Origin of the sequence: Glutamicibacter nicotianae (assembly GCF_002797775.1) — a bacterium.
Lineage (GTDB): Bacteria > Actinomycetota > Actinomycetes > Actinomycetales > Micrococcaceae > Glutamicibacter > Glutamicibacter nicotianae.
In genome coordinates, this window is record NZ_PGEY01000001.1 from 591,336 (window position 1) to 615,190 (window position 23,855).

At 65.9% G+C, this 23,855-nt stretch carries 21 protein-coding genes; 16 read left to right on the forward strand and 5 right to left on the reverse strand.

The window, feature by feature from the left end; translation table 11 throughout:
• Positions 1 to 82: 82 nt before the first annotated feature.
• A complete protein-coding gene (locus ATK23_RS02710; protein ID WP_066139083.1) occupies positions 83 to 784 on the forward strand; it encodes a hypothetical protein in 702 nt (233 codons plus the stop codon).
• Positions 785 to 1,460: 676 nt separating this feature from the next.
• Here ATK23_RS02710 and ATK23_RS16200 read toward each other — a convergent pair.
• Positions 1,461 to 1,700 carry a hypothetical protein gene (locus tag ATK23_RS16200; protein WP_157066334.1) on the reverse strand — a complete coding sequence of 80 codons (240 nt, stop codon included), beginning with the start codon at positions 1,698 to 1,700 and terminating at the stop codon, positions 1,461 to 1,463.
• A gap of 118 nt (positions 1,701 to 1,818) precedes the next feature.
• Between ATK23_RS16200 and ATK23_RS02720 the strand changes: the two genes are divergently transcribed.
• Positions 1,819 to 2,292, forward strand: a complete 474-nt coding sequence (locus tag ATK23_RS02720; RefSeq protein WP_066139078.1) for a GNAT family N-acetyltransferase — start codon at positions 1,819 to 1,821, stop codon at positions 2,290 to 2,292.
• A 60-nt stretch (positions 2,293 to 2,352) separates the two neighbouring features.
• On the opposite strand, the gene ATK23_RS02725 is transcribed toward ATK23_RS02720, so the two are convergent.
• Positions 2,353 to 2,874, reverse strand: a complete 522-nt coding sequence (locus ATK23_RS02725; RefSeq protein WP_066139074.1) for a phosphoribosyltransferase — start codon at positions 2,872 to 2,874, stop codon at positions 2,353 to 2,355.
• A gap of 294 nt (positions 2,875 to 3,168) precedes the next feature.
• Here ATK23_RS02725 and ATK23_RS02730 point away from each other — a divergent pair, with 294 nt between their 5' ends.
• The gene (locus ATK23_RS02730) at positions 3,169 to 4,683 is read left to right on the forward strand and encodes a DUF5129 domain-containing protein (RefSeq protein ID WP_066139071.1); all 1,515 of its coding nucleotides are present in this window, start codon (positions 3,169 to 3,171) and stop codon (positions 4,681 to 4,683) included.
• Complete coding sequence (locus ATK23_RS02735) at positions 4,683 to 5,624, forward strand: 4'-phosphopantetheinyl transferase family protein (RefSeq protein WP_066139068.1); 942 nt, start codon at positions 4,683 to 4,685, stop codon at positions 5,622 to 5,624. Before ATK23_RS02730 ends, ATK23_RS02735 begins: the two co-directional genes overlap by 1 nt.
• Positions 5,625 to 5,639: 15 nt before the next feature.
• On the opposite strand, the gene ATK23_RS02740 is transcribed toward ATK23_RS02735, so the two are convergent.
• On the reverse strand, positions 5,640 to 6,563 hold the full coding sequence (locus ATK23_RS02740) for an amidohydrolase family protein (protein ID WP_066139066.1): 924 nt from the start codon (positions 6,561 to 6,563) through the stop codon (positions 5,640 to 5,642).
• Positions 6,564 to 6,579: 16 nt separating this feature from the next.
• Positions 6,580 to 7,548 (reverse strand): quinone oxidoreductase family protein, encoded by a 969-nt coding sequence (locus ATK23_RS02745; RefSeq protein WP_066139063.1) that lies wholly within the window; start codon positions 7,546 to 7,548, stop codon positions 6,580 to 6,582.
• Positions 7,549 to 7,755: 207 nt separating this feature from the next.
• Here ATK23_RS02745 and argC point away from each other — a divergent pair, with 207 nt between their 5' ends.
• The 7 genes from argC to ATK23_RS02785 all read left to right on the forward strand — a co-directional run bounded on the left by argC (position 7,756) and on the right by ATK23_RS02785 (position 15,798).
• Positions 7,756 to 8,787, forward strand: a complete 1,032-nt coding sequence (gene argC, locus ATK23_RS02750) for an N-acetyl-gamma-glutamyl-phosphate reductase (RefSeq protein WP_066139060.1) — start codon at positions 7,756 to 7,758, stop codon at positions 8,785 to 8,787.
• On the forward strand, positions 8,784 to 9,998 hold the full coding sequence (argJ, locus tag ATK23_RS02755) for a bifunctional glutamate N-acetyltransferase/amino-acid acetyltransferase ArgJ (RefSeq protein WP_066139057.1): 1,215 nt from the start codon (positions 8,784 to 8,786) through the stop codon (positions 9,996 to 9,998). The genes argC and argJ overlap by 4 nt, the downstream gene beginning before the upstream one ends.
• Positions 9,999 to 10,020: 22 nt before the next feature.
• A complete protein-coding gene (gene argB / locus ATK23_RS02760; RefSeq protein ID WP_066139054.1) occupies positions 10,021 to 10,983 on the forward strand; it encodes an acetylglutamate kinase in 963 nt (320 codons plus the stop codon).
• Positions 10,980 to 12,245 carry an acetylornithine transaminase gene (locus ATK23_RS02765; RefSeq protein WP_066139051.1) on the forward strand — a complete coding sequence of 422 codons (1,266 nt, stop codon included), beginning with the start codon at positions 10,980 to 10,982 and terminating at the stop codon, positions 12,243 to 12,245. The genes argB and ATK23_RS02765 overlap by 4 nt, the downstream gene beginning before the upstream one ends.
• A 52-nt stretch (positions 12,246 to 12,297) precedes the next feature.
• A complete protein-coding gene (gene argF / locus ATK23_RS02770) occupies positions 12,298 to 13,257 on the forward strand; it encodes an ornithine carbamoyltransferase (RefSeq protein ID WP_066139048.1) in 960 nt (319 codons plus the stop codon).
• A 1-nt stretch (position 13,258) separates the two neighbouring features.
• The gene (locus ATK23_RS02775) at positions 13,259 to 13,762 is read left to right on the forward strand and encodes an arginine repressor (protein ID WP_038993670.1); all 504 of its coding nucleotides are present in this window, start codon (positions 13,259 to 13,261) and stop codon (positions 13,760 to 13,762) included.
• Between the two features lie 86 nt (positions 13,763 to 13,848).
• Positions 13,849 to 15,798: an HNH endonuclease signature motif containing protein gene (locus tag ATK23_RS02785; protein WP_066139046.1), complete on the forward strand. Its 1,950-nt coding sequence runs from the start codon at positions 13,849 to 13,851 to the stop codon at positions 15,796 to 15,798.
• 80 nt (positions 15,799 to 15,878) lie between these two features.
• Here ATK23_RS02785 and ATK23_RS02790 read toward each other — a convergent pair whose 3' ends face one another.
• The gene (locus tag ATK23_RS02790) at positions 15,879 to 16,430 is read right to left on the reverse strand and encodes a macro domain-containing protein (protein WP_066139043.1); all 552 of its coding nucleotides are present in this window, start codon (positions 16,428 to 16,430) and stop codon (positions 15,879 to 15,881) included.
• A gap of 251 nt (positions 16,431 to 16,681) precedes the next feature.
• On the opposite strand from ATK23_RS02790, the gene argH reads away from it, so the two are divergent.
• The 5 genes from argH (at position 16,682) to tyrS (ending at position 23,618) form a co-directional block, all read left to right on the forward strand.
• Positions 16,682 to 18,097, forward strand: coding sequence for an argininosuccinate lyase (gene argH / locus ATK23_RS02795; protein ID WP_066139039.1), 1,416 nt, complete (start codon positions 16,682 to 16,684; stop codon positions 18,095 to 18,097).
• Positions 18,098 to 18,216: 119 nt separating this feature from the next.
• Positions 18,217 to 18,957 (forward strand): maleylpyruvate isomerase family mycothiol-dependent enzyme, encoded by a 741-nt coding sequence (locus ATK23_RS02800; RefSeq protein WP_066139037.1) that lies wholly within the window; start codon positions 18,217 to 18,219, stop codon positions 18,955 to 18,957.
• 107 nt (positions 18,958 to 19,064) lie between these two features.
• Entirely contained in the window at positions 19,065 to 19,613 is a 549-nt protein-coding gene (locus ATK23_RS02805) for an adenine phosphoribosyltransferase (RefSeq protein WP_100339233.1), read from the forward strand.
• A 217-nt stretch (positions 19,614 to 19,830) separates the two neighbouring features.
• Complete coding sequence (locus ATK23_RS02810; protein WP_083515467.1) at positions 19,831 to 22,113, forward strand: HelD family protein; 2,283 nt, start codon at positions 19,831 to 19,833, stop codon at positions 22,111 to 22,113.
• A gap of 185 nt (positions 22,114 to 22,298) precedes the next feature.
• Positions 22,299 to 23,618, forward strand: coding sequence for a tyrosine--tRNA ligase (gene tyrS / locus ATK23_RS02815; protein ID WP_066140254.1), 1,320 nt, complete (start codon positions 22,299 to 22,301; stop codon positions 23,616 to 23,618).
• Positions 23,619 to 23,855 lie beyond the last annotated feature (237 nt).

Here is a 23,855-nt window from a genome sequence, read left to right on the forward strand (position 1 = left end):
ATTTAGTCTTGCACCGAACGAGCTACGGGCAGTCCCGGCCATGTACAAGAACTAGAAAGTGGATCATGCTTAGGACATGAGAATGGATGGACGTGTTGACGCGGCCACGCCGGATCCAGGCATAGCGCGTGCGGAACAACTCAAGCTCATGCCTGTTCCGGTGATGGGACTGAGCGCACAGCCACTGGTTGGCGATGCGGGATACCTGAATGTTCAAGACAACTACGATGACCATGGCCTGTGCGATATGAGCGTGTCTGTCAGCTACACCCTTAGGAAGGCAGAGGTTGATCGATCGAAATTCCTGGGTGGCCTGGAGCAATGTGCAGTCGAAGAGGCAGTGCCTGGTTCCGTTCACCAAGGCAAGCTGCCACGGTGGCTGGCAGAATACGTTCGTCGCACGAACTATCCGCAATTATTCGAAGCGGTGAGAACTACTTGGACGCGCGACTCGGAAGCAGGTTTGACTTTGGCCGCAGCGTTAGTCGATCACGCTAACTACGTACTCATCAACCAATTCCGCAAGGAGCTCGGATTGCCTGAAGAATCGTCGGTGATACCGCCGCTGATTTTGACCGAGAAGACGGTCAACGGCCAGGCAGAGGTCCAGATTGAGGATAGTAGAACCGCTGGTGCTGAGATCGACACCGACCCGTACATCTATGCGATCGGGGCGGAATTGCCGAGCGGCGCACTTATGACCGCGGTCCTGCCTCGCATGTACTTGGATCAGCTGGAGCTGCGATTCGCGGCTCGCCCGCAGGGCAGTGTTCCAGCGGTCTAGAGGCGAGAAGTTCTTCTGGAGACAGCTTCGAGCTCGACCGGGGCAAAGCCGAGTTCTTCATTGATCGCAGTTATCCATGCCTTCTGGCCGCCGCTGTTTGTCCTTACCCGGTGAAGTGTTCCCATCCGTTTGGCAGCGTCCAGGCTAGCTGGCTTCACCCCTGTCCTGAGCGGATGTCCTCGGTCCCGGCACAACCCCAAGGCAGGTCCATGCCGCCACAGCACCGCCCTTGTCCAGCGCAATGGGTGCAATGGCGGCTGAGCCTTGGGAGTTCCGCTGCATGAATTCCCGAGCGTATTCTTCCGTGGAAGCCGCAGAGTCGCTCCAACCTGCATTGCCGTTTGGAGCCTGCGCATCGTAGAGCCCCTAGATGGGTCCCACTTGTTTTCGCAGTTGCTCCGGAACGCCGTTGATGAACCTCATCGCCATCGATGACTCCTCGGAGCGATGGAGTCCAGGAATCATGGCCCACTTCCAGTACGGTTTCAGTTGTCGCTACGAGCTAGCCGAGCGGGGCAACGAATTCCCGTTCGAAGGCACCAAGTTCAGCGCCAGTTCCGCGGTAGAGGCTCGAAACGAATCGTCTCACCAACGAAGGACTGATCTCTTCAGCCGCAGAAACTTGCGCGCTGCCGATGGAATGCCACTGGTGGATGGGATGGACCCAAACATAGATTCACAACGTGTCGGGATCGGCTTCGTGAGTCATCGATGCCGAGAGGCCGAGCAAGGACGAGCCTCCCCAATCACCGTGAAGGTTCTTGCTCCACCGGTCAGTGGCACGCCGCTGGCGCATGCGAGCCTCGGCTCCGCTTCCTTGCCAGCCGGGACGTTCCTTTTCAAGCGCGGTAGCCTCGATTCGTCGCGCAACGCGACGCGCGTAGTCATCGAAAACGCTCAGGCTGCCAATTCGCATGCCAACATCCCACGGCCCAAATCGCTGAATTCCGCCAGGCACTGTTAGCAGATGAAAACAAACGCGATAATTCATGGGTGCGCACGCGACGCACCGAAAATGCTTCTAGGATCAATGCATGAGTACTACTTCGAGGAGCATACGTCGCGCCCGATATGCAGATGCCGCCGAGATCTACCGGCTGGCGCGTTTGTTTACGCCCGGCCTAGGGCTGGCAGCAGCAGACTTTGACGAGAATTTTCAGTCGCTGATTAAAGATCCGAACTGGTTCATCTGCGTCGCAGGATCCAGTTACGGGCTAACTGGGTATGCGGCGGCGCAGGATTACGGACGGGGGTTACGCACCACGTTCACCGTCGGCCGAATGCACGATTTATTTGTGGAACCTGCGGGCAGGCGGACGGGGATCGGCAAGGAGCTCGTTGAAGAAGTTTTCCACTGGGCTAGGAGACGTCCGTTTCCGATGATTCTGGATTGGCAGGCCACCCCCGAATCCATCGCCTTTTACGAGTCGTTCGGGATGGAAGCCGACTTCATCGGAGACTTTCCCGAATGCCCCGGATTCAGCCTTGACTTGCGCCCAATACAGTAGCGGCAAAATAACAGCAGGGAACGACGAATACTCGTCGTTCCCTGCTGAAGTTGAAGAACTTTACTTGGCTCCGCCAGCGGTAACCGGTGGCAAGTCCGACCATGGGAAGGTGATCCACTTGTCGGTGCGGCGCCATTCGTAGGACGGGACCATGATGGTGCGCGGCTTGGTGTACAAGCAGACGGTCTTGACATCTGCGCCCCAGGCGGACACCAGATCGACAACCTTCTCAAGAGTGCGGCCGGAGTCGGAGACATCGTCAACGATCAGGATCTTCTTGTCGCGCAGATGACCGTCATCCAGCATTGGGGGAAGAACCACTGGTTCCGGCAGGACGGTGCCGATGCCGGTGTAGAACTCCACGTTCAGTGCACCGCAGGCCTTGACACCCAGTGCGTAGGAAATGGATCCGGCAAGCAGCAGGCCGCCTCGGGCAACTGCCAGAACGATATCTGGCTCGAAGCCATCGTCGACAATGGTCTGTGCCAGCTCGCGGGAAGCTGCCCCGAAGGTGTCCCAAGTGAGAATCTCGCGCTCTGGTTCTGAAAGGACAGATGCCCCTGAATCGTCAATGCTAGTCATTCTGCAATTTTATCCCCGAATTCGAGGCAGCGTTGCACGGTTGAAACCAATCGTTCACGTTTTCCTCCCGCACCCGGAAGAGTTCCATCTACTGATTAGGCATGAATAGGCATGCAATGTACCAGATTGAGGAATCCATCACTTCTGGGGAAGCCGTGCCAGGTGCCGGCGCATTGCGGGCTCGATGCGCCAAAAGCCTTCTTAGTGATGACCCGTGCCGCATCCAAGATCGCTAGGATGGGAGAAAGGCCATCAGCCGGAGATAATCCGGAATCCCCATGAAGGAGACGCAACGTGAGCCCACGAACCTGGAACATCCGGATAGCCGGTGCCGCAGCCATACTCTCCCTGGGACTGGCCGGGGCGTTGCCTGCTGTGCAAGCGGCCACCGGAGTTCAGGTCGCTGCAGGGCAGAACCTGGAATCGGTCACCATCGATGACTCCACGGGCAAGCTCAATGAGCAGCGGCTGCGTGATGCCTTGGAAGAACTCGATTTCAATGAGCCGACCGATGTGGCGATCTACGCCCGTAACGGGGAATACTCCGACGACATCAACACCAAAACTCTCGACTACGCCAAGTCAACGCATCCCGAATGGATATCCGGCAAGCCCGAAGACTACGGCGACTACTGGGCCGACGGCCTGTTCATCATCACCTTGTCCATCGAAGGAGAGGGAGACGGGCAGATCGGCACGTACTTCGGTGAAGACCGCAAAGTTTCCGAGAGCTCCATGGAGAGCATCCATGAAGCCGGCTACGACGATTTCAACCTGTCCCGCTGGACCGATGGCGTCATCGCCGTAGCCGACAAGGCATCCGTGATCATGAATCGCCCCTGGTACCAGCACCCTGCATTGTGGATCTCTACCGGCATCGGTGGACTCGTTGCCGCCAGCGTCGGCGGAGCCGTGCTGCATACCCGGTCGGCACGGCGGAAAACCTTCGCCGAAGAACTGCACCAAGGCACCCTGCACCTGACCAACGTCACGATGGATCTGGAAGAAACCGAACTGGCGGCCCGTACATTGCCGTCCGCTTCAGGGCATGCCGCCGAGCTGGAACAGCGCTTCAGCAAGTTCATGGCCAAATACCGAGACTGCTTCGAAGCGCAGCAGTCGCTGGAGCAACAGAGCAAGAAAGAGCGTTCGGGCACCAACGGCGTGCGCCAGGCCAAGGAATTCCGCGAGTCAACCCAGTCCTTGGACCTGACGGATGACGCCATCATCGCCGCGGCCGCGCTCTATACCCGTTCGGCCACATGGCAAGATGCCTGGCATGCGCAGACCAAGCCGCTGGAAGAAGACCTGGACGATATCAGGGAATTGCTCAATGACGTCGAGCCGGAGCTGATGGGCAGCGCTGCCGCTCTGGCTTCCTACCGGGAAACAGCAACCACAGAGCTCAACAAGCTGACGGCGCAGCTGACCGAAGAATCGATCACCGTGGACCAGGCACTCGATGGATTATCCGCATTGCGTGCAGAGCTGACCGAAAAGCTGGACGTCTTCGCCCAAGCGCAAATCGAGGTGTACGCGGAGAATGCGGAAGAGAAGGCCGATATGCAGTCGGAGCTCAAGAAATCCCGGTACGAAACCCGTGCCTATGACGGCCGTTCCGGCACCATCCTGGATGTCCTGAATCCCGCCTCGATGTATTGGCGGGTGAGCGGCTACCACCACGGATATTCTTCAGGCGTCAGCGCAGTAACTGCCTCGCGTGAAGCGGCGAGCTCCTCCGGGGGAGTGTCCAGCGGCTACTCCGGTGGCGGAAGCTTCTCGGGCGCTGGCGGATCCTCCCGCTTCTGATGAAATCCAGCAAGATCTTCGCGGACCTGTTTCCGCCGCCGGTGCGGGTCGTTGAGACCCGCACCGAGCTGGAGGAAGGCCCGTACTATCCCGAAGAAGAACGGTACATCGCCGATGCGGTGCCCGAAAGGCAGCGTGAATTCCGCACCGTCCGGGTGTGCGCTCGCCGAGCCTTTCGAGAACTGGGCCATGAAGGTCCTGCCCTGGTCCCGGATGAGAAGCGGGCACCAATCTGGCCAGCTGGCGTTGCCGGGAGCATGACCCACTGCGCGGGCTTCCGGGCAGCCGCTGTAGCTTCCACGAATGATATCCGTGGCGTGGGCATCGACGCCGAGCTGCACGTCCCGTTGCCAGAAGAAATCCTCGACATCATCTCGCTTCCCGAAGAGCGGCCGATGGTCGAAGACCTATCGGCACGCTATCCGGATATCTTCTGGGAGCGGCTGATCTTCAGCGCCAAGGAAAGCGTCTTCAAGGCCTGGTTTCCGCTGACCAGGCAGTGGCTGGATTTCCTGGAATGCCGAATTCTCATCGATGCGCCAGCACGCCGATTCCAAGACCGCGCCCAGGACCTGCTCGTGCAGCCGCCGGGCCTTGTCCTTGACCTCGTCCAGCAGTTCCGCGTAGCTTTCCACGCGCTGCCCGTCGTCGCTGGCCGGAGCGCCGGGGTGGGCCTTTGCAGTGGCCTGCAGGATGTCCATGAGGGTGCACGCAGGCGGCGCCAGGGCTCCGGAGGGGAACTGGGGTGGGTGGATTGGTGCATCCGGCGCTGGAGTTTGTCCGTTGTCCATGCTGATCGGATCCGTCCCTTCACCAAAGAGCGTGTCGGTCCGCTGGGGGAGAGCGGTCCGGAAGCGAAGCGGATCCTGGAGAGGCGGAACGCGGGGTTCCATCAACCATTAAAGCGTGCCGCGGGCGGACCGCCGCAAGAATATGGTTGAACTGTCATGCATCTCTCAACTGTTGCGCACCGCCTGCAGCAGCCTGCGCGGGGTGTGGTGCAGCACGTCGCGCATCCATCCCGCGCCCAGCGACCAGGATTCCAGCGCCTGGATCTGGTGGCTGTAGGAATAGGGGATATTCGGGAAGTCGGAGCCGAACACGATCTTGTGCGAGAGCCCGGCCACGAGCTCCGGATATTCCGCCGGCAGCGGGGCGATGCGGTTCATGAACCCGGTGCCCACCATGGTGGTATCCAGGTAGACGTTGGGATTCTTTGCGGCCAGCTGCGCGAACTGCACGTAGTCGGGCAAGCCGGCATGGGCGATGACCAGCACCAGCTGCGGATGCCGTGCCACCAGTTCGCGGATCGGCTCGATCCCGGTGAACCGGCCGGCATGCGGCCCATGCCCGCAATGGATCACCACCGGCGTCCGGGCCTCGGCGACCAGCTCCCAGGCTCCTTCGAGCAGCGGATCGAGCGGGGTGAAGCCGCCCACCTGCACATGCACCTTGAACAGCTGCACCCCCTCGGCCAGCGCGGCGCGCACCAGTTCGGTGGCCCCGGGCTCCGGGTAGAAGGTGCCCGAACGGATCGCCTTGGGATGGCGCTGCGCGAACTGCCGCGAGTACTCGTTGAGCCAGGCGGCCATGTCCGGGCGGTGGGCATAATTCAAGGTGCCGCAGGCGATCACGCCCAGTTCCTCCAGCGCCGTGACGCGCTGCGCTTCGGGCATCCGGTAGCTGATCGGCCACGGGTGCCCGGTGCGCTGCGCTTCGCCGTCGAAGTAGGACCAGACCTTGGCCAGCACGTTATCCGGCATGAAGTGCACGTGCAGGTCAATCAGCCCCGGGATGCCCAGGGCCTGCAGGTACGCCGGCACCTCCTCGTCGGTGGCGGGGCCGATGCCGGCGTGCCCGCCGGGTCGCTGCTCGTTCATGGCTGGGGATCCTGCGCTAGGGAACCAGGATGATCTTGCCGGTGGTGGCCCGCGATTCCAGCGCGGCGTGCGCCGCGGCGGCCTCGGTGAGCGGGTACTCGGCACCGATGCGCACATCGATCTGGCCGGCGGCGACCCAGCCGAAGATGTCGCCGAAGCGCCAGTGCAGCTCCTGCTCGGTGGCCAGGAAGTCGTCGAGCTTCGGCCGGGTCACGCTCAGCGAGCCGCCGGCGTTCAGCCGCTGCAGGTTGAAGTCGGGCACCTGGCCGGAGGCGCCGCCGAAGAGCACCAGCGTGCCGCGCCGGCGCAGCGCCGCCAGCGAGGTCTCGAAGGTGTCCTTGCCGATGCCGTCGTAGACCGCATGCACTCCCGCCCCGCCGGTGACCTGCTCGACGGTGGCCGCCACCTGGTCGTAGTCCACCACGTAGTCGGCACCGGCGGCCCGGGCCAGGTCCTTCTTCTCCTGGGTGGAGGCGGTGGTGATCACCGTCGCCCCCTTGAGCTTGAGCAGCTGGGTGAGGATCAGGCCCACGCCGCCGGCGCCGGCATAGGTCAGCACCACGTCGCCGGAGCGCACCATGTAGCTCGAATGCACCAGGTAGTGCGCCGTCATGCCCTGCAGCGGCAGCGCGGCGGCGATATTCAGGTTCACCGCGTCGGGCACCTTGCCCGCCCGCTTGGCGTCCACCAGCGCGTACTGGGCGTAGCCCCGGGAACCGGAGGCGGTGGCCACCCGGTCGCCGACCTTGTAGTTCTGCACGCCGTCGCCGATCTGCTCCACCACGCCGGAGAACTCGGTGCCCGGGGTGAAGGGGTAGTCCACCGCGTACACGCCGCTGCGCTGGTAGGTTTCGATGAAGTTCACCCCGGTGGCGGCGATCTTCACCAGCAGCTGGCCCGGTCCCGGGGCAGGGACCGGGATTTCTGCCGGCACCAGTCCGCTGGCGTCGGATGGTTCGTTGACCACGATGGCTTGCTGCTGCATGGAATGGCGCTCCTTGGCTCTGCAGATCTCGAAACTCTGCGTATTTGGATCCCGGCGTTCGATGCGCTCGATGCCGGGCGGTCTCTACGGCCAGTGTAGGACTTCGGGCGGCCGTGCGGGCGCCGCACGGGTGGATGTCGGTTGCGTGACGAAGAATTTTATGAATATTTATTAGCGTGCGTGAATATTTCGCGGTAGAATCTGGTCATGACGATTTCAGTAGCTGTTTCCGGCGCCAGCGGATACGCCGGCGGCGAGGTCCTGCGCATCCTCGCGGCCCACCCAGAGGTAGAGATCGGCGCGATCACCGCGCATTCGCAGGCCGGGCAACGCCTCGGCTCGATCGCCCCGCACCTGCATGCGCTCGCCGACCGGGTCCTGGTGGACACCACCGTGGAAAACCTTGCCGGGCACGACGTGGTGTTCCTGGCCCTGCCGCATGGCGCCTCGGCCGCCGTGGCCGCCGCCCTGCCCGAGAACACCCTGGTCATCGACGCCGGCGCCGACCACCGGCTGGAATCGGCCGCCGCCTGGGAGAAGTTCTACGGCTCCGAGCACGCAGGATTCTGGCCCTACGGGCTGCCCGAGCTGCCCGGGCAGCGCGAAAAGCTCGCCGGCACCAAGCGCGTCGCGGTTCCCGGCTGCTATCCGACCGGCGCGCAGCTGGCCCTGGCCCCCGGCTTCGCCGCCGGGCTGCTGGAAGCCGACGACGTGGTCATCATCTCGGCCTCGGGCACCTCGGGCGCCGGCAAGTCGCTCAAGCCCCACCTGCTGGGCAGCGAGGCGATGGGCTCGATGAGCACCTACGGGGTGGGCGGCTCGCACCGCCACATCCCGGAAATGGAGCAGGGCTTCTCCAAGCTGGCTGGCGAAGAAGTCACCGTCTCCTTCACCCCGACCCTGGCCCCGATGCCGCGCGGCATCCTGACCACCGCCACCGCCAAGGTGAAGCCGGGCGTATCCGCAGCGCAGCTGCGCGAGGCCTGGACCGAGGCCTACGCTCACGAGCTGTTCGTGCATCTGCTGCCCGAGGGCCAGTGGCCGACCACCGGCGCGGTGCTCGGATCCAACCACGTCCAGCTGCAGCTGGCCTTCGATACGCACGCGAACCGCGTGATCGCCACCGCAGCGCTGGATAACCTGACCAAGGGCACCGCAGGTGCCGCCGTCCAGTCGATGAACATCGCGCTGGGACTCGAAGAAAACACCGGACTGCTCATGCAAGGAGTCGCACCGTGAGCCTCGCCTACACCCCCACCCGCCCCTCGGCATCCGGCACCGGCGTCACCGCCCCGGCAGGCTTCGCGGCCGCCGGCGTCCCGGCGGGGCTGAAGTCCACCGGCAAGAACGACGTGGTCGTGGTGCAAAACCTCGGCCCGCAGTTCACCGCCGCCGGCGTGTTCACCTCCAACCGCGTGGCCGCCGCCCCGGTGCACTGGTCCAAGCAGGTGCTGGCCGATGGCCGCATCGACGCGGTGGTGCTCAACTCCGGCGGGGCCAACGCCTGCACCGGCGCCGAAGGCTTCGCGAACACCCACCGGACCGCCGAATATGCCGCGCAGTTGCTCTCGGTCTCCGCCGGCGACGTGGCCGTGGCCTCCACCGGGCTGATCGGCATGCAGCTGCCCATGGACAAGCTGCTGCCCGGTGTCCAGGCCGCCGCCAGCGCCTTGGCCACCGACCAGAATGCCGCCGATCAGGCGGCCGCGGGCATCATGACCACCGACACCGTGCCGAAGCTGGTCTCCCGCATCGTCGGGGCCCCGGGCTCCGGCCAGGTGGTCATCGGCGGCATGGCCAAGGGCGCGGGCATGCTCGCCCCGGCGCTGGCCACCATGCTCGTGGTGCTCACCACCGACGCGCAGCTGACCGTCGAGCAGGCCGATGCGGCCCTGCGCGCCGCCACCGCGATGAGCTTCGACCGCGCGGATTCCGATGGCTGCATGTCCACCAACGACACCGTGCTGCTGCTGGCCTCCGGCGCCTCGGGCACCACCCCGGACCTGGCCGACTTCACCGCCGCGCTGACCGACGCCTGCTGCGAGCTGGCGGCGAAGCTGATCGAGGATGCCGAAGGGGCCGATCACACCATCGCGATCCGCACCTTCAACGCCGCCACCGAGGCCGACGCGCTGGAAGTCTCCAAGGCCGTCTCGCGCTCCAACCTGGTCAAGACCGCCGTCTTCGGCAAGGACCCGAATTGGGGCCGCGTGCTCTCCGAGGTCGGCACCACCAAGGCGGCCTTCGAACCCGACGAGCTGAACGTCTCGATTAACGGCGTGATGGTCTGCAAGAACGGCGGCGTCGGCGAGGACCGCAACCTAGTCAGCCTCGAGGAGCGCAATGTGCGCATCGAGATCGACCTGAACGCCGGCACCGAGGAAGCGACCGTGCTGACCAACGACCTGACCCACGACTACGTCCACGAGAACTCCGCCTACTCCAGCTAGGCAGAAGCAAGGGAAATCCGACATGGCCCACACCGCCCGCACCAACCTGGATACCGCCCAGTCCAAGGCCGAAGCGCTGATCGAGGCGCTGCCCTGGATCCAGCGCTTCGCCGGGACCACCATGGTCATCAAGTACGGCGGCAACGCGATGGTCAACGACGAGCTGCGCCGCGCCTTCGCCGAGGACATCGTGTTCCTGCGCCACGCCGGGATCAACCCGGTCGTGGTGCACGGCGGCGGCCCGCAGATCAACAAGATGCTCGACACCCTCGGCATCGAATCGGAATTCCGTGGCGGGCTGCGGGTGACCACCCCCGAAGCCATGGACGTGGTGCGCATGGTGCTCACCGGCCAGGTGCAGCGCGACCTGGTCGGCCTGATCAACTCGCACGGACCCTACTCGGTGGGCATGTCCGGCGAGGACGGCGCCACCTTGCAGGCGGTGCGCACCGGCACCATCGTCGACGGTCTGCCGGTGGATCTGGGGCTGGTCGGCGAGGTCACCCGCGTGCGCACCGACCAGGTCGACTCGCTGGTGGACGCCGGGATGATCCCGGTGATCTCCACCGTCGCCCCGGAGTTCGACGCCGACGGCGAGCCCACCGGCGCGGTGCTGAACGTCAACGCGGATACCGCCGCCGCGGCGCTGGCCACCGCGCTGGGCGCGGCCAAGCTGGTGATCCTCACCGACGTGGAGGGGCTGTACGCGGCCTGGCCGGACAAGTCCTCGCTGATCAGCTCTATCACCAACGACGAGCTGCGCACCATGCTGCCCGGCCTGGAATCGGGCATGATCCCGAAAATGGGCGCCTGCCTCAAGGCCGTCGACGAGGGCGTGGGCCAGGCCCACATCGTCGATGGCCGCCAGCCGCACTCGATGCTGCTGGAAATCTTCACCACCGCCGGCGTGGGCACCCAGGTGCTCCCCGCCGCCAACAGCGCAAGCAATACCGCTACGAACACCGCACAGAAGGACGCCAAGTGAGCGAGCACGCCGACCCAACCACCGATTCCGCGCTGGCCGGCAGCGCAGCCGCCGAGGTGGCCGGGCTGAGCCAGCTCTCTTCGGCCGCCCTGGCCGACCGCTACTCCAACTCCCTGCTGGGCGTCTTCGGCACCCCGCAGCGGGTGCTGGTGCGCGGATCGGGCTGCCACGTCTGGGATGCCGACGGCAACCAGTACCTGGATCTGCTCGGCGGCATCGCGGTGAACACCCTCGGCCACGGGCACCCGCTGCTCGCCTCGGTGATCTCCAGCCAGCTGGCCACCCTGGGCCATGTCTCGAACTTCTTCACCAGCCCCAGCCAGATCGCGCTGGCCGAGAAGCTGCTGGAGATCTCCGCCGCCCCGGCCGGCTCCAAGGTGTTCTTCGCCAACTCCGGCACCGAAGCCAATGAGGCGGCGCTGAAGCTGACCCGGCGCAATGCCGGCACCGCCGACGCACCGCGCACCAAGGTGATCGCCCTGGAACACGCCTTCCACGGCCGCACCCTCGGCGCGCTGTCGCTGACCTACAAGGAGAAGTACCGCGCCCCCTTCGCCCCGTTGCCGGGCAACGTGCAGTGGATTGAGGCCGGGAACATCGAGGCGCTGCGCGCCGCGGTGGACGAGACCGTCTCGGCGGTGTTCATCGAGCCGATCCAGGGCGAGGCCGGGGTACGGCTGCTTTCTGCCGAGTACCTGGCCGCCGCCCGGCAGATCACCCGCGAGGCCGGCGCGCTGCTGGTCTTCGACGAGGTGCAGACCGGCATGGGCCGCACCGGGTCGTTCTTCGCCTCCGCACCGGTGATCCCGGATGTGATGACGCTGGCCAAGGGCCTGGGCGGCGGATTCCCGATCGGCGCAATGATCGTCTTCGGCGAGGAGAACACCAAGTGGCTGGCCCCGGGCGACCACGGCACCACCTTTGGCGGGAACCCGGTGGCCTGCGCCGCGGGCCTGGCGGTCATCCACACCATCGAAGCGCAGAACCTGCTGGCCCATGTGCGCGCCACCGGCCAGTGGCTGCGCGAGCAGCTGGCGGGCATCGAGGGCATTTGTGCGGTGCGCGGCGCCGGGCTGCTCACCGCCTTCGAACTTGTTTCCGCGAACGCGCCGAAGCTGGTGGCCGCGGCGCTGGATGCAGGCTTCATCGTGAACGCCACCGACGAGCAGACCATCCGCCTGGCCCCGCCGCTGGTGATCACCACCGAGCAGCTGGGCACCCTGATTGCCGCCCTGCCGCAGCTGATCAGCGCGGCCAGCTAGCGGCCGGAATGAACCTCGCCACCACCCCTGAGACGAGCAAAGGAATCACCCCATGAGCGCAACCCGCCACTTCTTGACCGACCTGGACTTCACCCCCGACGAGCAGTCCAAGGTGCTGGATCTGGCCGCGGCGATGAAGGCCGACAAGTACGGCTACGCCCCGTACGCCGGCCCGCAGACCGTCGCGGTCTTCTTCGACAAGACCTCCACCCGCACCCGGGTCTCCTTTCACGCCGGCATCGCCGAACTGGGCGGCTCCCCGCTGGTCATCAACTCCACCGATTCGCAGCTGGGCCACAAGGAGTCCATCGCCGACTCCGCCAAGGTGCTCGAGCGCATGGTCTCCACCATCGTGTGGCGCACCTTCGCCCAGTCGGGCCTGGAGGAAATGGCCGCGAATTCCTCGGTGCCGGTGATCAACGCGCTGTCCGACGACTACCACCCCTGCCAGCTGATCGCCGACCTGCTCACCGTGCGCGAGCACAAGGGCAAGACCAAGGGGCTGACCATGAGCTACCTGGGCGACGCGGCGAACAACATGGCCAACTCCTACCTGCTGGCCGGGGTGACCGCCGGCATGCACGTGCGCATCGCCGGTCCCGAAGGCTACCTGCCCTCCGCATCGATCATCGCCGCGGCTGAAGAACGCGCGGCACTCACCGGGGGATCGGTCATGATCACCACCGATGCCGCCGCCGCGCTCGCCGACGCCGACGTGGTCGTCACCGACACCTGGGTCTCCATGGGCCAGGAGGACGAGAAGGAAGCACGGCTGAAGCTGTTCACCGGCTACTCGGTGACCGCGCAGGCGATGAAGCTGGCCAAGGACGACGCGATCGTGCTGCACTGCCTGCCGGCCTACCGCGGCTACGAGATCGACGCGGAGGTGATCGACGGCCCGCAGTCGGTGGTGTTCGACGAGGCCGAGAACCGCGTGCACGCGCAGAAGGCGGTCATGACCTGGCTGATGGTCGCTTCCGGCCTGGCCGACGACGACCGGGTGGAGCTCTAGGATGTCCGCCCAGCCCAGCACCAAGACCGCCCGCCAGGCCCGCATCCGCGCCTTCTTGGGAAACAACTCCGTCAAGTCCCAGGCCGAGCTGCTGGGCCTGCTCAAGGAGGACGGGCTCGAAGTCACCCAGGCCACGCTCTCGCGCGACCTGGTGGAAATCGGCGCGGTGCGCATCCGCGACAACTCCGGCCAGCTGATCTACGCGGTGCGCCAGGAGGGCGGGGACCGTTCCCCGCAGACCGCGATCACCCAGGAAGTGCTCGACGCGCGCCTGGCGAAGATCTGCGCCGAGCAGCTGGTCACCGCCGAAGCCAGCGGCAACATCGTGGTGCTGCGCACCCCGCCAGGCGCCGCGAACCTGCTGGCCCTGGCCATCGACCACTCGCAGATGCCCTCGATCCTGGGCTGCATCGCGGGGGATGACACCATCATGCTCACCACCCGCGCGGTCGACGGCGGCGCCGAAGTCGCCGCCCGCTTCCTGCAGCTGGCCGAGCCCCGCTAGGCACCAGCACCCTAGCCGCCGCGAACTTCTCCACAGTTCGCGGCGGCTTCGCCATGCCCGCCCCCGTAGCGCCGGATGATCGGTGCATGGAACCACACGAACACGCCGGCACCCAAGGCACCGCAGGGCCTGCCGATCCGGCCACCGGCCTGGCCGCCGTATTGGCCAGCACCGCAGAGCAGCTGGCCAGCGGAACCCCGCTGGATGCGGCCAGCCTGCTGCGTGCAGAGGCCGCGTGCCTGAACCTGTTCCAGCACCTCGGCGCCCAGGCCTCGCGCAGCACCGATCCGCGCCTTGCCCTGGCCCACGCCCACTTCGCCGAAGCCTTCGGCCAGCACGCCACCCGCGCCCTCATCATCGCCGCAAGCCTGGTGGAAACCACCGCAGCCCACGCCCTGGACCTCGATGAGTTCGACCACCTGCGCGCGGGCACCACCGACTTCAGCGCCCCGCCCCAATCCGCGCCCGGCCGCACCGTCTGCCTGGATGCCGCCACCGTGCTCTCGCAGCTGCTGGACCTGAACTATTTCGAGGCCGACCGCCGCGTCAAGGACGCCCACCTGATCCACGCCCGCAAGGACATCTCCGGCGCCGCCTGCGCCCCGCGCTTCACCCTGCTTGCCGAGCACTTCGCAGCCCCCGCCCCCGGCCTGCCGGCTGCCGCCTCGGCCACCGCCGGCACGAGCACCGCGGCATCGTCCGCGTCCGCCGGCTGGGCCCTGCCTGCGCTGCGCAACGCCCCGGACCCGCGCGAAGTGCTGAAAACCGCCCGTGCGCTGGACAAGTTCGAACCCCAAGACACCACCTTCGACGGCCTGCCCACCGCGGCGACCGCCAAGGCCGCCGACGGCAACTTGCTGGAGGAGCACGCCGCCGCGCACCTGAAGGAAGACCGGATCCGCATCCGCCAAAAGCGCATCAACGGCTTGATCAAGGACTACAAGGACGCGCACGCCCAGGGCAAGACCCCGAAACTGGGCCTTTTCCGCGGCAAGGTAGTCAACGGCGTGCATGAATTCATCGTGCGCGTGCGGGAGATCGACGCGGAACTCTGGGAATCGCTGATCACGCAGGCCGACAACAAGCGCACCAAGGCCGGCGCCGCTGCCCGCCAAGCTGCGGACGCAGCAGATGCCGCCAGCGATGACCCGGCAGACGGCCAACCCTCCGGCAACAGCAGCTCAGACCAGCAAACTGGTGACACCGGCAATCCTGCGGCCGGCGGGCAGCCCACCGCCCGCAACGGAGCAGAAGCCCCCGACGCGCCCGAACCCGGCGACCAGCCGACGCAGAATGGCGCGACCGGCCAAGACCCCGCGGGTGACGGGCTCTGGCACAGCGGCCAGCCGGCCCCGGACTGGGCGGGAGTTGGGCTCGACGATCCACCCGATGGAACCCCGCCAGATGATGCCCATCCGGATCCGGACCCGCCGGATAGGCCGAACCCGCAGGAGCCGCTACCGGGCCTGCCGGAAACCTGCTCGGTGCCCGAGCGCCGGCTCAACGCGCTGAACGCCATCCTGCGCAATACCGGCAGGGAAAGCAACGGCCAACGCATCATCCCTGAAATCGTGGTGCACGCGCACCTGGAGGATCTCCAGGATCTCGCATCGCTCACCGGCATCAGCGCCCACGGCGTGAAAATCTCCGCGCCGCAGCTGCGCACCATGCTGTGCGAAGCGAAAGTGCTCAGCCCGATCTACGACGCTGACGGGATGGTCATGGACATCGGCCGCGACGCCAGGTACTTCCCGCGCTGGATGAAGCTTGCCGCCCGCGACCGGGACGGCGGTTGCCTGGTCCCTGGCTGCACGCAGGACCCGGCCCTGCTCGAATTCCACCACTTCAAGCCTTGGGCCAAGGGAGGCCGGACCCGGCTCCAGGACTGCTGCCCGCTGTGCGCAGCGCACCACACCATGGTCCACAGCGGCTACCTGAAAGTGGTCAAGGTCAGGGGACTGCCCCACATCATCCTGCCCAAGCACCTCGATCCGCTGCAGCTGCCGCAACGCAACGCCTATTTCGCCCGGACCTAGCTGCTCGAGATCGCAAAACTGCCGCGCACTCGGTACCAAGTGCGCGGCAGTTTTCGTGCGTTGATGCCGATCGGGCCGGATCAGGCGGCAAGCTCCTCCACGGCGTGAAGCGAGAATGCGCGCTCGAAAGCTGCCTGGACCTCGTCGGTATGGGCCACCAGAATGATCTTGTGGATCGGTGAAATGTGCTTGTTGGTCTCGACCCACCGGCTGATGGCTGCATGGGCGATGTCGGCAACCTGTTCGGGATCCCATCCGAAGGCTCCTGCGCCAATCGCCGGGAACGCGATCGAGTGGGCCTCATGGCGGGCGGCGACGTAGAGGGAATTCACGAAGCAGTCATCGAGGATCTTCGGGTTCGGCTTGATCAGCGCCAGATTCGGAGCTGCGGTGTGCACGACCCACTTGGCCTGCAGATTCCCGGCCTTGGTGATGACGGCAATGCCCGAGGGGATTCCGTCGGGGTAGCGGTTGGCGCGAATCTCCCGGCAGGCGGCCAGCAGGCTGGGGCCGGCGGCTGCATGGATGGCGCCGTCGACGCCGCCACCACCGAGCAGTGAAGGATTAGCCGCATTGACGATGGCATCAACTTTCAGGGTGGTGATGTCGCCCCGGTACAGCTGGATTTCCATTTGGTACCTCCGAAGATCGTTCCGTATCGGCTCTATGATCACACCATACGCCCGGGCGCTGAGGACTGGAAGAGGCAAAACTTAAGGTTTCCTGCGTGTTCCAGAGCTCCATCGATCATCGCCACGCAGGCCACGGCGGAAATCATGCGATGCATGAATTGGCACAACGTTGCATAAATATGAGTTGCATTGCATAAAGCTTTGCTAGAGTAGGGTGCAGTGCAATTTTTACCGGCAGAAAGGAACGGGCCATGGCCTCGTCAACAAATGAAGGATCGCTCTGGGGCGGTCGCTTCTCCGGCGGCCCAGCGGATGCAATGGCAGCGCTGAGCAAGTCCACCCACTTCGACTGGCGCCTGGCCAGCTACGACATTGCCGGATCCCGTGCCCATGCCAAGGTGCTCAATCGCGCTGGCCTGCTCACCGATGCCGAGCTGGCAGACATGATCACCGCGCTGGACCAGCTGGAAGCAGACGTGCTCTCCGAGGCCTATGTTGCCGCGCCCACCGACGAGGACGTCCATGGCTCGCTGGAACGCGGCCTGCTGGAGCGCGCAGGAACCACCCTGGGCGGCAAGCTGCGCGCCGGCCGTTCGCGCAATGACCAGATCGCCACCCTGGGCCGCATGTTCCTGCGCGACCACGCGCGGATCATCGCCCGCGGCGTGATCGACACCCTGGACGCCATGGTCCAGCAGGCCAAGGCCCACCCGTATGCGCCGATGCCAGGGCGCACCCACCTGCAGCATGCCCAGCCGATCCTGCTCTCGCACCTGCTGCTGGCCTACTCCTGGCCGCTGCTGCGCGACGTGCAGCGCCTGATCGACTGGGACAAGCGCGCCGCTGTTTCGCCCTATGGTTCCGGTGCGCTGGCCGGCCAGACCCTGGGCCTGGATCCGAACTTCGTCGCCGCCGAGCTGGGTTTCGACTCCGCCGTGCACAACTCGATCGACGGCACCGCCGCCCGCGACGTGTTCGCCGAATTCTCCTGGATCGCGGCCATGATCGGCGTGGACCTGTCCCGCGTGAGCGAAGAAGTCATCCTCTGGGCCACCAAGGAATTCAGCTTCGTGAAGCTGCATGACTCCTTCTCCACCGGCTCCTCGATCATGCCGCAGAAGAAGAACCCGGACATTGCCGAGCTGGCCCGCGGCAAGGCAGGCCGCCTGATCGGCGATCTGACCGGCCTGCTGGCCACGCTCAAGGCGCTGCCGCTGGCGTACAACCGCGACCTGCAGGAAGACAAGGAGCCGGTGTTCGACGCCGCGGATACCCTGGAAATCCTGCTGCCTGCGGTGGCCGGCATGATGGGCACGCTGACTTTCAATACCGAGCGCATGGCCGAGCTGGCCCCGCAGGGCTTCGCGCTGGCCACCGACATCGCCGAATGGCTGGTCCGCCAGGGCGTGCCGTTCCGCGACGCCCACGAGCTGTCCGGCGCGGCCGTGCAGCTGGCCGAATCGCGCGGCGTGGAACTGTGGGACCTGACCGACGAGGACTACGCCGGGATCTCCGAGTATCTGACCCCTGCGGTGCGCGAGGTGCTCTCCACCGAGGGCTCGCTGAACGCCCGCAACGGCCAGGGCGGCACCGCCCCGAGCGCCGTCGCGGCGCAGCTGGAAGAGTTCGAACGCCAGCTGGCCGAGATCAAGGCCTGGGCCAAGTAGCACTGTCCACGTGGCAGCGGCCGTCGATCGGGAAGCATCCCGCCCGGCGGCCGCTGCCGTTTCAACCACAGCCTCCTGCCCTTGCGCATTTGTCCCAGGTTCGCGCTAGAGTGTGCTTCATGACACAACTCCTGGCTCCGGCCGAACTGATCGCACAGGTCACCACCGCATTGGATGAGCTGACCGTGCAGCTGCGCGAGGTTCCGGCCACGCAGTACACCAAGCCGAGCTCGCTGCCGGGGTGGAGCACCGCCCAGCTGATCGCGCACCTGGCCTCCTTCGCGAAGGCCGCCGTGCGCCAATTCGAGCACGCCGGAGCGGACCAGCTGCCCTCGATGTACGACGGCGGCGCCGAGGGCCGGATCGAGGCGATCAACATGACCGCGCTGATGCGTCCCGAATCCCTGCGTGCCCTGGCCACCGACGGGTTGGCCCAGTTGCGCGCCGTCCTGCCCGGCGTCGAAGACGTCTGGGAGCAGCCGGTGGGGTACCGCCCGGGCGCCACGGCCGCGGACCTGATGTACGCGACCTGGCGCGAGATGCTGATTCACGCCACCGACCTGGACGAATTCGTCCGCCCGGCCGCCAGCTGGCCGGCGGCCTTCAGCGCGCACCTGTTCCGTGCGCTCGAAGCCCGCGTCCCGGAAGGAACGCGCCTGGTACTGCAGCCGCATGGGAAAACCCCGATCGTGCTCGGGGGTGGCGCGAAGTCCTGGGTCCTCTCGGGCACGGATTTCGATTTGGCCGCCTGGATGGCTGGACGCCCGGCAGCCGGGCCGGTGCAGGTGACCGCGGCCGCCGATTCGGCCGCCGACCCGCAGCTGCTGCCCTGGCCCAGCGATCGGCTGATGGCCCGCTAGGCCACGCCGGGAGCTTCCGGAATGCCCCGACGCGGCGCAGGCGCCACCCGGAATGTGCTCATGATTATGCACGAGCGTGGGAAAAGCTGCACGCAAAGGGACTAAAATTGGCAGACGTGACTACTTCTGAGAGCATTAGCGACCTGCTGGACCGACTGTGCGAGATCGTGCCCGACTACCCGCAGCCGGGGATCTCCTTCAAGGACCTCACCCCGGTCTTCGCCGACCCGGTCGGCCTGCGCCGCATGGTCGACGAACTGATCGCACCCTTCGAAGGGCAGTTCGACATCGTCGCGGGCCTCGAAGCGCGCGGTTTCGTGCTGGCCGCGGCGGCCGCCTACGCCTCGGGCAAGGGCATGCTGACCATCCGCAAGGCAGGCAAGCTGCCGCGCGAGGTCTACCGCGACGAGTACACCTTGGAGTACGGCACCAGCTGCCTGGAGGTGCACAAGGACGAGATCGCCCCGGGCACCCGCGTGCTGATCCTCGACGACGTGCTCGCCACCGGCGGCACCGTCGGGTCGGCGGTCCGCCTGCTCCAGCAGACCGGCGCGAGGATCGCCGGCGTCGGCGTCGTGCTGGAACTCGACGGCCTGGGCGGCCGCGCCAAGCTGCCGGGGCAGCAGGTCGTGTCCTTGCAGGTCGTGCATTCCTGAACCTGTGTGGGCGGGTAACAATCCGCCACGGTTCCACGCCGCTGGCGAACAACCCTCCGGCGGGCCCGGACCGCGCGCGGGCAATGGCGCACGGGATTACCTGCGCCGGCGAAAAGGCGCGTATCATTATCTGTCCTGCGTTTTTACGCGGGAACCGTTGCACGCGGGGCCCTGCGCCCTGCACACGGGCACATCTTGAGCGCGAGGGGAAACTGGGTTGACCGACACCATCGAGGCCGATCTGCTAGCTGAATCCGAGTATGTGGGCCGCCTGTATGCGCGGCTGGACGAGTTGCGCGCCGAAAAGCTGGAGCAGCTTGAACGCACTCGGGCCCAGGGGGCCGTAGGCACCTTCCAGAACATGTCCGAACGCGACTCCTTCGCCACCCTCTACGAGGACCGGATCGCCCAGCTCGACGCTGTCGAGGACCGCCTGGTCTTCGGCCGCCTGGATATGGCGGCCAACGGCCAGAGCCAGCAGGCCGGCGACGCCGATTCCGCGGCCACGCCGCGCTACATCGGCCGCATCGGCCTGTCCGACGAGGACCTGAACCGGCTGATGATCGACTGGCGGGCCAGCGAAGCCGCCCCGTTCTACCAGGCCACCGCGCTGAATCCGCGCGGAGTGCGCCGCCGCCGCCACCTGATGCTCAAGGGCCGCTCCGTGGCAGGCATCGAGGACGACGTGCTCGACGAGACCTGGCTGGACGAAGGCCACACGCACCACGGCGAAGGCGCGCTGATGGCGGCGCTGCGCGAAAAGCGCACCGGCCGCATGGGCGACATCGTCGGCACCATCCAGGCCGAGCAGGATGCGATCATCCGCGCCCAGCTGCCCGGGGCAGTGGTGGTCCAGGGCGGCCCGGGCACCGGCAAGACCGCCGTCGCCCTGCACCGCGCGGCCTTCCTGCTCTACGAATACCGCGAACGGCTGAAGAACGCCGGCGTGCTGATCGTCGGCCCCTCCAACTCCTTCATGCGCTACATCGAGCGCGTGCTGCCCTCGCTGGGGGAGACCGGCGTGGTCATGTCCTCGGTGGGCGATCTCTACCACGGCATCCACGCCGTGCCGGAAACCAACCGCACCGTCGCCCGGCTCAAGGGCCAGCTGTCCATGGCCAAGGTCATCGCCAACGCGGTGCGCAACCGCCAGCGGCTGATCCCGGAAAACCGGACCCTGGTGGTGGAGGGCACGCGCCTGACGCTGACCCCGAAGATGGTCAAGAACGCACGCGAACGCGCCCGCCACACCCGCAAGCCCTACAACGAGGCCCGCGAAACCTTCGTCAAGGTGCTGGTGGGCGACCTGGCCGAGCAGCTGCGCCGCAAGCTGGAGGAATCGGCCGGGCAGTCCTCGACCACCGATCGCTCCTACCTGCCGCAGGAAGTGCGCGAATCGCACGATGTGCGCGTGGCGCTGAACCTGTGCTGGATGCCGATGACCCCGCAGCAGCTGGTGGCCGAGCTTTTCGCCACCCCGCACCTGCTGGCCGCCGCGGCGCCGCACCTTTCCGAGCACGAACGTGACGCCCTGTACCGCAGGGCCGGCTCGCCGTTCACCGAGGCCGATGTGCCGCTGCTGGACGAGGCCGCCGGGCTGCTCGGCGACTTCGCCGACCCGCTGGAAGGCGCCCGCACCGCCCAGTACGAGGCCGATGTGGAGAACGCCAAGGCCGCCCTGCGCAATATGCACACGATGCTGGAAAACGCCGGCATCGACGGCGTGGTCACCGCGGAGCAGGTAGCCGGGGTGAACCAGGAAACTGCCGTGCGGCTCACCGCCGCCGAACGCGCGGTGGCCGACCGCACCTGGGCCTACGGGCATATCGTCGTCGACGAGGCGCAGGAGCTCTCGCCGATGCAGTGGCGCCTGCTGATTCGCCGCTGCCCGATGAAGTCCTTCACCATCGTCGGGGATATTGCGCAGACCTCGGCCGCCTCGGGCGCCAGCAGCTGGTCCCAGGCCCTGGAGCCGTTCTTCGGCGACCGCTTCGAACTCGAAGAACTGACCGTGAACTACCGCACCCCCGCGCAGATCGCCGACGCGGCGGTGCGCGTTGCCCAGGCCGCCGGCCTGCGCATCACCACCCCGCAGGCGGTCCGCGAGGGCGACTGGCCGCCGGTGCTGACCCGCACCACGGCCGACGGAGTGCAGGAGGCGGTGCTGGCCGCGCTGCGCGAAGAACTGGAATATTCGGCCGGGGGACTGCAGGCGATCATCGTGCCGCAGCAGGATCTGGCCCGCATCCGCGCGGCGGTCGAGCAGGTCTACGGCGACCGCGTCGGCAGCGGCTCGGGCGGGTTGAGCCAGGACATCGTGGTGATCACCGCGCGCGAGTCCAAGGGCCTGGAATTCGACGGCGTGCTGATCCTTGAACCTGCCGAGCTGGTGGACGAGGTCGACGGCGGCGTCGGCGATTTGTACGTGGCGATGACCCGCACCACCCAGCGGCTGCACGTGGTCCACGCCCGCGAGTTGCCCGAGGGCATGGAAGCCTAGCGGCCCGCGCGGTTGCAGATGTGACCAAGGGGTGGGCCGGGCAAGTGGCACGAGCCCGCCGGCAGGCGATAACCTTGAACCTGTGTGCCGGGAACGCAACCCCGACTCCCGGCGCGATCACAGGTGCACGCAGGCAAATGCGTGCACTCGGGGCAGAACGAAGACAGAAAATGGTCACAGTGAGCATGTCTGATACGAAGCAGAATCCCGTGATTGCGGGACAGAGCAACGACGCATCTTTCGAGAACGTCTGGCAGGAATTGAAGTGGCGCGGCCTGGTGCACGTGTCCACCGACGAAGCCGAGCTGGAACGAGCCCTGTCCGAAGAATCTGTGACCTACTATTGCGGATTCGATCCCACCGCGCCGTCCCTGCACCTGGGCAACCTGGTGCAGCTGCTGAACATGCGACGCCTGCAGCTGGCCGGCCACAAGCCGCTGGCCCTGGTGGGCGGTTCCACCGGCCTGATCGGCGACCCGCGGCAGACCGCCGAGCGCACCTTGAACACCAAGGAAACCGTGACCGAATGGGTCGCCAAGCTCCAGGCCCAGGTTTCCCGCTTCCTCTCCGCCGAAGGCGAGAATGCGGTGCGCCTGGTCAACAACCTGGACTGGACCCAGCAGCTCTCGGCCCTGGACTTCCTGCGCGATGTGGGCAAGTACTTCCGCGTAGGCACCATGGTCAAGAAGGAGATCGTGGCCGCGCGCCTGAACTCCGACGAGGGCATCAGCTACACCGAGTTCTCCTACCAGGTGCTGCAGGGCTACGACTTCCTGGAGCTGAACCGCCAGTACGGCTGCACCCTGCAGACCGGCGGCTCGGACCAGTGGGGCAACCTGACCAGCGGCACCGACCTGATCCGCAAGGTCCAGGGCAACTCGGTGCACGCCTACGGCACGCCGCTGATCACCAATTCCGACGGCACGAAGTTCGGCAAGTCCGAGGGCAACGCCATCTGGCTGGATGCCGAGATGTGCAGCCCGTACACCTTCTACCAGTTCTGGCTGAACACCGCCGACGCCGACGTGATCGACCGCCTGAAGGTCTTCACCTTCCTGTCCCGCGAACAGATCGCGGAATTGGAAACCGAGGTTGCCGAGCGCCCGTTCAAGCGCGTCGCCCAGCGCACCTTGGCCTGGGAAGTCACTTCCCTGGTTCACGGAGTGCAGGCCACCGAACAGGTGATCGCCGCTTCGGCTGCGGTCTTCGGCAATGGCGATCTTGGCGCAATCGATCTTCCTACCCTGGAATCGGTCATCGCCGAGCTGCCTTCGGCAAAGGTCGCCGCGGACGATCTGGGCATCCTGAATGTCCTGGTGGCATCGGGCCTGAGCAAGTCATTGTCCGAAGCGCGCCGCACGGTAGCCGAAGGCGGCGCCTACGTGAACAACGCCAAGGTCGACGGCATCGAAACCGAACTGGCCGAGTCGGACTTCCTGCATGGCCGGTACGCGATCGTGCGCCGCGGCAAGAAGAACATGGCAGTGGCTGAACTGGTCAAGTAAGGCCCGCGAACAGCTGCACTACACGAAACCGCCAGAAAACTTGTGAACCAAGACACTTTTCTGGCGGTTTTGTTGTACCAAATTAACAAAATTCCTAGTCAAGCTCGAAATACTAAGGGAAAAAAAGCCTGCCGGCCGATTTTGCGTCGTGGCCGGATGCGTGTAAAGTTTTATCTCGCGCCGCTGATCAGGACGGCCTGAAAAGGCGAATCGGAAACAGCGGGGTGAACCAGTCTG